The 8,229-nt window shown below is 44.4% G+C and carries 8 protein-coding genes; 1 reads left to right on the top strand and 7 read right to left on the bottom strand.

All coding sequences use genetic code 11. The features are described from left to right. Positions 1–215 (top strand): hypothetical protein (locus Q0413_RS05785; protein ID WP_298988042.1); only part of this gene is annotated, 215 nt, incomplete at its 5' end. 305 nt (positions 216–520) lie between these two features. Here the strand turns inward: Q0413_RS05785 and Q0413_RS05780 are convergent. The 7 genes from Q0413_RS05780 to lgt form a co-directional block, all read right to left on the bottom strand. Further along, positions 521–2,038 carry an ankyrin repeat domain-containing protein gene (locus Q0413_RS05780; protein ID WP_298988041.1) on the bottom strand — a complete coding sequence of 506 codons (1,518 nt, stop codon included), beginning with the start codon at positions 2,036–2,038 and terminating at the stop codon, positions 521–523. Between the two features lie 71 nt (positions 2,039–2,109). Next, the gene (locus Q0413_RS05775; protein WP_298988040.1) at positions 2,110–2,364 is read right to left on the bottom strand and encodes a hypothetical protein; all 255 of its coding nucleotides are present in this window, start codon (positions 2,362–2,364) and stop codon (positions 2,110–2,112) included. A gap of 177 nt (positions 2,365–2,541) precedes the next feature. Next, on the bottom strand, positions 2,542–3,408 hold the full coding sequence (locus Q0413_RS05770) for a hypothetical protein (protein ID WP_298988039.1): 867 nt from the start codon (positions 3,406–3,408) through the stop codon (positions 2,542–2,544). Between the two features lie 176 nt (positions 3,409–3,584). Further along, positions 3,585–4,322 (bottom strand): fumarate reductase iron-sulfur subunit, encoded by a 738-nt coding sequence (locus tag Q0413_RS05765; RefSeq protein WP_298988038.1) that lies wholly within the window; start codon positions 4,320–4,322, stop codon positions 3,585–3,587. Continuing rightward, entirely contained in the window at positions 4,315–6,333 is a 2,019-nt protein-coding gene (locus Q0413_RS05760) for a fumarate reductase flavoprotein subunit (RefSeq protein WP_298988037.1), read from the bottom strand. Before Q0413_RS05760 ends, Q0413_RS05765 begins: the two co-directional genes overlap by 8 nt. A 10-nt stretch (positions 6,334–6,343) precedes the next feature. Continuing rightward, positions 6,344–7,027 carry a fumarate reductase cytochrome b subunit gene (locus Q0413_RS05755; protein WP_298988036.1) on the bottom strand — a complete coding sequence of 228 codons (684 nt, stop codon included), beginning with the start codon at positions 7,025–7,027 and terminating at the stop codon, positions 6,344–6,346. A gap of 94 nt (positions 7,028–7,121) precedes the next feature. Then, entirely contained in the window at positions 7,122–7,940 is an 819-nt protein-coding gene (lgt, locus tag Q0413_RS05750; RefSeq protein WP_298103830.1) for a prolipoprotein diacylglyceryl transferase, read from the bottom strand. Positions 7,941–8,229 lie beyond the last annotated feature (289 nt).

The raw sequence follows: 8,229 nt of genomic DNA, 5'->3' as shown, positions 1-8,229 counted from the left end.
GCTTTACGTGGGGATTTTTCAAAGGCGCGTCGGCTAGCGCGAGCGTTCGGCTCGGCACAAGGGCTATGACGCTGCTGGCATATAAAGCACCGAGCCGCGACGGGCGCCGGGTTACAGAGCTCGCTCGTCGCGCATTCACGGCGCTAGACGTGAGCGGCAGGCACTTTGTTGCGGAGCTTGGCTTGATTGCGTTCTTACGGCGCCACGCCACTTGACTCAATGGCGAATAGCGGATATGTTTTGCTGCAAAATTCGGCAATAATTTATCGCAAAAATATTGAAAGTTAAATTTAGCGGCGCGGATCACGCAAGCGCAAAATATGTAGCCAAATTTACCGCAGAATTTACGTCGCGTCAAAAAGCCGCAACCGACATAATCATGAAATTTTAAATTTACGCACAATCACCAAATTAAATTTTAAATTAATCATTTGAAACCTAATCATCGCACATAAATTTAATTTAGAATTACGTGTTTAGGTGATATCCGTGCCTTCACTGGACAAAATTCTAAGAAATTTTACTCATTGGCAGACGCGGTATCTACAGTCTTGGATCCCGCTTGTTCTAGCTGCTTAGACGCATCGCGCCTTAAAATTTTATCATACTCCTCCACTCTTATCACCTTGCCCTCATACTCTATTTTAAGATAATATTCCAATTTTTCTAAGTGTAAATATCTAAAAAATTTATCCAAATCAAAGCCGCTTGCACCATTAGGCTCATTGCCGCAGAGCGCAGAATAGTGCTTTATAAGCGTATCGTAGATACCAAGCAGCGCCACATTGGGCGTTACCGAGCCGCATCTATTAAGATCGGGCAGCGAACCTTTGTTAAGCTTGATTACATCATTTTCCGAATACTTTGAGCGCTCCGTCATCATATATCTAAGCAGCTCATACCTAGAGCTGTTTAATAAAGTCAAATCTAAAATAATCTCATCGTAACAATAATTATCCATATGCTCTAGGTATATTTTCTTATGCTCTTTCAACAGATACAAATCATTGCGGCAGTCATCGTATTGTTTTTGGATGCGCTCATCGTCCGGAAGCCCTGCTAAATCGTATTTAAGCAGCAGATTTAGCATACTCGCGTCATATCGCTGCGGTAGCATCTGATATATGGAGCAGTTCGGCTGCTGCTCATCCTTGCGAGGTTTGAAGGTGTAAGCAATACAATGATCGTCCGTCCAAGCGGTAATCTCAGGTCTTACGCCGCTGCTAAGCATAAGCTCCGTCATCTGCAAAAATCCGCCCGCCACGGCGTAATAGAGCGGATCAAATACCGCGCTAATACCCTCGCTTTTAGGCGTTTCGTAATATTCCCTTACCTGTGCATCGCTAGTATCAGCGACCAAATAGGAATCGTGGTATCCCGGGGTTACAAGCCACGGACGAACATATTTAACGCTAGAAAAGCTAGCTCCATGCTTAAGTAGAACTTCCACGGCGGCGATAGAGTTATTTTCGATAGCATAGCTCAGCGCCGAATGAGAAAAATCGTCCGTGCGGTTGATATCCGCTCCGTGATAGACCAGCTCCTCGGTGGTGTTTGCATCGTTGTAAAAGCTAGAATACATTATCGCCGTTATGCCAAAATGTAGCGGATCGCCCGCAGTGATGCGCTGCTCTCGCATAAATGCCAGAATACGCGCAGTGTCCTTGGAGCGCAAAAGCTTGCAGAAATACTCCATTCGCTCATCGCCATGCACTACGCACTCGTCCAAATCTAACTCGGCGCCCAGCCTTTCGTACAGCCACCTCGCTCGTGCAGCGCGATCCTCGTCCGTTAGCGGCGGATTGGAGGAATTGCCGGAGGTTGTGGCGCGGCTCGCCGTGGAATTTTGCGCGGGCTGAGTTTTGGACCTATCCATAAACGCACTGCCTGCGATCAGACAAAATACGCCCGCCGTAACAACCAAGCACGCTATGATGAGCTTGGATTTTATCTCTTTCGAAGCAATCTCCGCAAATAAAATGACAAATACTACCGAGTGTGAGCTTAGCCGAATATAAACGGGCGGAATTTCGCACATAAAATTTAGTGGCGACTTACCAAAAATATTGAAATTTTAGTTTTAAATTTACCGCCCCTTCGCATATCCTCCTAGATAAAAACCGTATAGTCTTTTTTAATATAGTCTATATTTATATTTTTCTGCAGAAAATACTCTCTAACTTCGTCGTAAATTTCACTGCTATACAAATAAATCAAATAGTAGTGTGCCGATACGACAACGGAATAATATAAATATCCGCCATGCCACGGCTCATCGACTTTTATAAATGGGAAAATTTTAAATCCCTTTATGCCTTTATTTATGCAAAAATATATGACGAATTTTATAAATATATTCGCCACATACATGCAAAGCAAAAATACAAAGAAAAAACCTAACGAGCCAATACGATAAAAAATTCTGACATTTTTGGCAAATCAGAAAAATATTCTTGTAACGATTTAAGACTACCTGTAATAGGTGCGCCCTTTATCAATGCTTTTTCTGCTCGTTTATATCTCTTTTATTGGGGGATTTGACTACATAAAATAATTTACTTTATCGCTAATATCGATATCGAGTTTATTTAAAAAATATTCTCTTACCTCTTTTGTGTCTTTTTTTGAAACCAAAGGAACTATCTGTTTTTTGGTTCTTATTTTAATGCATAAATATCCCGGATTATAAAATTCAAATTTTTTATTTTGAAGTATCGAAAATAGGAATATTGGCAAAAATCTAACGACAAGTATAGAAATGACAAAAATAATTTCTTGATAGCCAAAACCTGACAATAGAGAAATCAGACACAAAATAAAACATAAAACATTTATTTTCAATTTATAGTTTTTCTTAATAAAGCTATCATTGTTTATTTTAAAAATTTCCAACCCGCTTGATATATTTTTAAAATATGTTATGTACGAATTGTTGATAATAATATCATTTTCTTTTGCAAAATAGCAATACAAGGCAAACAGGCACAAAAATAAAATACTTAAAATAAAAGTTGAATTTTGATTATATAGCAAATATGTTCTACCGCCATAATATAAATCTATCAAACCTTTGTTATACAAAATTTTTATGAAAATAGACGGAATGATGATTGCTATGATGATATAAAACAGCAAGTGCATAATGTTGTAATTTTTTATAACTATCGGATCTTTGTCGTAATCCCTAGCCCCGGTTTTAGAATTTTTATTAGGAGCGGCATCATCGGAATTTGAATTTTGAAATTTTAGATTTCCTTCTACGTTTAAATTTGAGGTATCGGATTTTGAAGTATCAAAATTTAAGGCATCAAAATTTTGAGCGTCAGAATTTTCTTGCGATCCTTGCTCTAAATTTTGACGTCGTTCGTTTAGAATTTTCTTTAGCTCTTTGGGCTTTGCTTCGTTCATCCTTATCCCTCGCTAGCGATCTTAAGCGATTTCATATTTTACTTCTTTATCGCTTGGGATAGTATTAAATTTAAAGCTACTTCGCTTGTCTGACTCAAGCATTTTGGAATTTGTCTATCGAGGTAAAATTTATAAAATTGGAAGATAAATTTAAGCGGGAAGAACCCGCTTAAATTTTATTTGCCGCAGCCGCATTTGCCCTGAGCGGCAAGCTTGCGGCGAACATATGCGATTTTGCTTTGAAGCGGAAGGTGCTTAGGGCAGTGGTCTTCGCAGCCTAGCAGCGTCATACAGCCGAATACTCCGTCATCATCGCCGATTAGTTCGTAAAAATCCTCGTCGCTGCGTTTATCCAGCGCATCGATCTGAAAGCGCGCTATGCGGTTGATACCGACGGCACCGATGAAATCCTTTCGCATTATCGCGGTACCGCAGCTCGCCACGCAGATGCCGCACTCGATGCAGCGATCCAGCTCGAAAACCTCCTGCGCGACCTCAGGTTCGACCTTCTCCTCAAGCTTTGAGATGTCGGTTTCGTGATCGGTGTGGATCCAGCTCTCTACGCGTTTGCTCATCGCGTTCATCCAGTTGCCCGTATCAACGCTGAGGTCTTTTAGCAACTTAAAAAATGGAAGCGGCATAAGCTCGATCACGCCGTCCGGATAATCCTTAGTAAGCGTACGGCACGCAAGCTGCGGCTTGCCGTTTACGAGCATACCGCAGCTACCGCAGATACCCGCGCGGCAAACGAAGTCGAAGCTTAGCTCTGGATCAAATTTCTCACGAATCACGTTAAGCGCGATAAACAACGTCATTCCGTCGGTCTCTTCGATCTCGTAAGTAGCGAAGTGCGGCTTTGAAATTTTACTTAGCGGATTATACTTAAATGCCTTTATTGTTATTTTTCTACTCATATCCTATACCTGCTCTTTCGTTAGGTGCTTTGTATTTTGGCTGCAATTCATAATGCATCAATGCCTCTTGAATTTCATATCTGCCTTTGCCCTCGGCTTGCATTTTCTCGCGAATTTCATCGACCTCTTTTTGGCGCACGGCGCTGTCGGGATGCTCGATGATATTGCCTTTGGCGCCGTATCCGCGGAATGCAGGCGGCATCTCCATCTTCATAATATCAAGCGGCTCGTAGCTTAGAGTAGGCATAGTATCGCCCTCTTTCCAGTTTGCAAGCGTTCGTTTTAGCCAGTTTAGATCGTCGCGTTTCGGATAATCCTCGCGGAAGTGCGCGCCGCGGCTTTCTGTGCGATCAAGCGCACCCTTGGCGATACAAAGCGCAAGCTTTAGCATCTTCGGTACGCGATAAGCCTCCTCGAGCTCTGGGTTTCCGAAAGGCTCTTTATTGCTTACTTTGACGTCCAAAGATTGCTTATAAAGCTCCTCGAGCTCTTTTACGGCTTTGGCTAATCCCTCGCCGGTACGGAAGATCGCGCAGTGCTCCCACATAACGTCTTTCATCTTGTTTTTTATCTCGAATACGTTAAATTTACCCTCTTTTTCAAGCAGGCTTTTAATGTAATTTTTCTCTTTATCTACGAATTTTTCGATATCGTGCGTATTGATATCGACATCGTGTCCTTGGCAATACTCCGCAAAATACTCGCCCACGATCATTCCTGCGACGACGGTTTCGGCGACGGAATTTCCGCCCAAGCGGTTAAAGCCGTGCATATCCCAGCACGCAGCCTCGCCGGCGCTGAAAAGTCCAGCTAGCGTTGGACTCTCGCCCGTAGCTTTTGTTTTGATGCCACCCATCGAGTAGTGCTGCATAGGAAGGATCGGAGCCCAGCCCTTGCCGCGCTTCCTGCCCTGCTCGTCGGTTATTACCTCGGTGTCGGCAGGATCGATGCCGTTGAAAATTTCGCAAATTTCTTGCACGTCGCGTAAATTTTTCTCGATATGCTCGCGTCCGAGGATTGATATGTCAAGCCAAACGTGCTCGCCGTAAGGGCTCTTTACCCCCTTACCTGCGCGGATATGCTCCATTATGCGGCGACTTACGACGTCGCGGCTAGCAAGCTCCTTTTTCTCCGGTTCATAATCCGGCATAAAGCGGTAGCCATCCACATCGCGTAAAATTCCGCCGTCGCCGCGGCAGCCTTCGGTAAGTAAAATTCCGCTCGGAACGATAGGGGTTGGGTGAAACTGCACCGCTTCCATATTTCCAAGCTGCGCGACGCCCGTCTCAAGCGCGATAGCAGCACCTATACCCTCGCAAACGACGGCGTTTGTGGTGTGTTTATACACTCTGCCGTAGCCGCCGGTAGCGATCAGCGTGCCCTTTGAGACGTATGCGATCAGCTCGCCGGTAACCAAATCACGCACGATTGCGCCGTAGCAGCGGTTGTTTGCGTGAATTAGCGCGATCGCTTCTTTTCTATCATGAATATCTACGTTATGCTTTAGCGCTTCGTTCGCAACGGCAAAAAGCATCGTATGTCCCGTAGCATCGGCGGTATAGCAGGTTCGCCATTTTTTCGTACCGCCGAAGTCGCGGCTGTGGATAAGCCCGTGAACCTCATCTTTTTCGGTAATCGTGGTTTTTTGAGCGTTGATAATAGCGCTTCGCTCGCCTCTAGTAATCCTGGTCCAAGGAACGCCCCAGCCCGCAAGCTCGCGGATTGCTTTAGGCGCCGTTTGCGCAAACATCCTAGCGACATCCTGATCACAGCCCCAGTCGCTTCCTTTTACGGTATCGGCAAAGTGCACGTCCTCATTGTCGCCCTCGCTCATCTTGGAATTTCCCAGAGACGCCTGCATACCGCCTTGGGCTGCCGCAGAGTGCGAGCGCTTAACTGGGATCAGACTCAAAACGATAGTGCTAAGCCCCTTCTCTCCGGTAGCGATCGCAGCTCTTAAGCCCGCCAAACCGCCGCCAATAACTAAAGAATCGCAATATATTACATTCATCCTAAACTCCCTATTCTAAACTTAACCATTTGAAATCGGCGATGATAGAAAGCAAGAAAAATGCACCCCAAACGATGAAAACCGTCTTTTTGATGAGGGCTCTTTTACTTTGAATTTCCGCCTTCGTGCCGTCTATGCTGATCCATTTCATATATAATCTATAAATTCCGATGCTAGCGTGAGTTACTACGAAAATCAATAAAACAAAATAAAATAGATGAAGCTGTCCGAATCTCGCGATAGCAAGATCTGCGGTAATTTTCGGACCGAATACGATCATTAAAATATGAGCCGCCGCAAAGAAAAATAGGAAAAATCCCGTCCAAAACTGAAACCACCAAAGCGTCGTGTCGCAATGCTTCATTCGCATTTTGTGCGCTTTAAACGCTCTGTAAGCGGCGTAGTTAGCCGGAAATTTTCTCATCGCCAAAAACGCGTGAATCACGAAAATCACGAAAATTACAAAAGCGACGATGTTTGTAACGAAATAAATTCCGCCCGGTTCGGCAAAATGTACGACGCCCTCAAACGCGCCCTTACCGATCAAAATCGTGCCGGTAAATATCATATGACACAGCATAAAACAGGCCAAAATCAGCCCGCTGATGCTTTGCGCCACGTCTTGCAAAGCCATAATGCGGCTTTTTTTGCCGTCTATGGATCTGCCCGTAAAGCCTTCAATGCGACCTAGCATAGGTTCTCCTTAAAAAAGATGATTATAAATCCCCGCTAAACGAAAATTTACATTTTTGTAAAGAGATTATATTACTTTTTAACTTTAGATTAATTTAATTTCTGCAAATTAGTTTTTTCTTCAAAGACTGCTTTAAGAAAACTGCTATCAAAAACATTACTAAAGATAAAATTTGCCCCATCGATAAATTTAAAAATATAAACCCAAGCCCATCGTCCGGCTGCCTAAAAAATTCTACGAAAAATCTAAACGCCGTATATAGCATCGCGTACAGACATATCAGCTCGCCGTTAAATTTCTTAAATTTACGGTAGAAAAATAAAATCACGAAAATTACCAGTCCTTCCAAAACCGCTTCGTAAAGCTGGCTTGGGTGACGTAATGTGCCGCCTACCAAAATCCCCCACGGCTCGCTCGTCTCGCGCCCGAAAAGCTCCTGATTTAAAAAATTCCCCACGCGCCCGAAAAAATATCCAAGCGGCACGCTAAGTGCCACGAGATCGAGCAGCGCCCACATATCGGTTTTAAATTTTTTGCAAAACCAAACCGTCGCGATCACGAATCCGACGACAGCGCCGTGATAGCTCATACCGCGAATGCCCACGAACTCGCCGTTATGAAAGGGGTTGAAAATTTGCCACGGATGGCTGAAATACCACGCCGCCTCGCCCGAATAAATCGCAATGTATCCAAGCCGCGCGCCTAAAATGACGCCCACTTCAACCCAGATAAAGTAGCGATCAAGCATCTTATCGCTAAAGCCAAGGCCGTCTTTTTTTACAAAATACTTTGCCATAAATAGCGCCGTAAGTAGCGCCAAAACATACATAATGCCGTACCAGTGCACGTTTATGCCAAACGCGCTGAATGCCACAGGATCAAAGTGGGCGTAAATTTCGTTCCAGTAATTCAAATTTTTCCTTTGTTTTAAATTTTAAAATTTAACGGCGCGCATCAGACGCTGCGTGACGCACGCTCAGTAAAAAACGCAGGGCGGCGCATACGTGAGCGCAGAAGCCAGGCTTCCAAGCTCGATCGCAGACGCAAAGCACGAAAGACGCGCTATGCCAAGTGATTGTAACCGATGAGGCACCTTACGCCTCACGTAAAATTTCAAACGACGGCGCCTTGTGCGGCATACAAAGCAACGCACGGATTGCCCAAGCACGCAACGTCGCGGCGCAGACGCGACGCGCACGGTA

The sequence above is a fragment of the uncultured Campylobacter sp. genome, from assembly GCF_938045465.1.
Classification (GTDB): Bacteria; Campylobacterota; Campylobacteria; order Campylobacterales; family Campylobacteraceae; genus Campylobacter_B.
This window is presented reverse-complemented; position numbering and strand designations above follow the sequence as displayed.

Excerpts from the sequence above, each read along its gene's own strand:
- Q0413_RS05760 (WP_298988037.1), bottom strand. The coding sequence starts at position 6,333 with ATGAATGTAATATATTGCGATTCTTTAGTTATTGGCGGCGGTTTGGCG.
- Q0413_RS05780 (WP_298988041.1), bottom strand. The coding sequence starts at position 2,038 with ATGTGCGAAATTCCGCCCGTTTATATTCGGCTAAGCTCACACTCGGTA.
- Q0413_RS05770 (WP_298988039.1), bottom strand. The coding sequence starts at position 3,408 with ATGAACGAAGCAAAGCCCAAAGAGCTAAAGAAAATTCTAAACGAACGA.
- Q0413_RS05755 (WP_298988036.1), bottom strand. The coding sequence starts at position 7,027 with ATGCTAGGTCGCATTGAAGGCTTTACGGGCAGATCCATAGACGGCAAA.
- Q0413_RS05765 (WP_298988038.1), bottom strand. The coding sequence starts at position 4,322 with ATGAGTAGAAAAATAACAATAAAGGCATTTAAGTATAATCCGCTAAGT.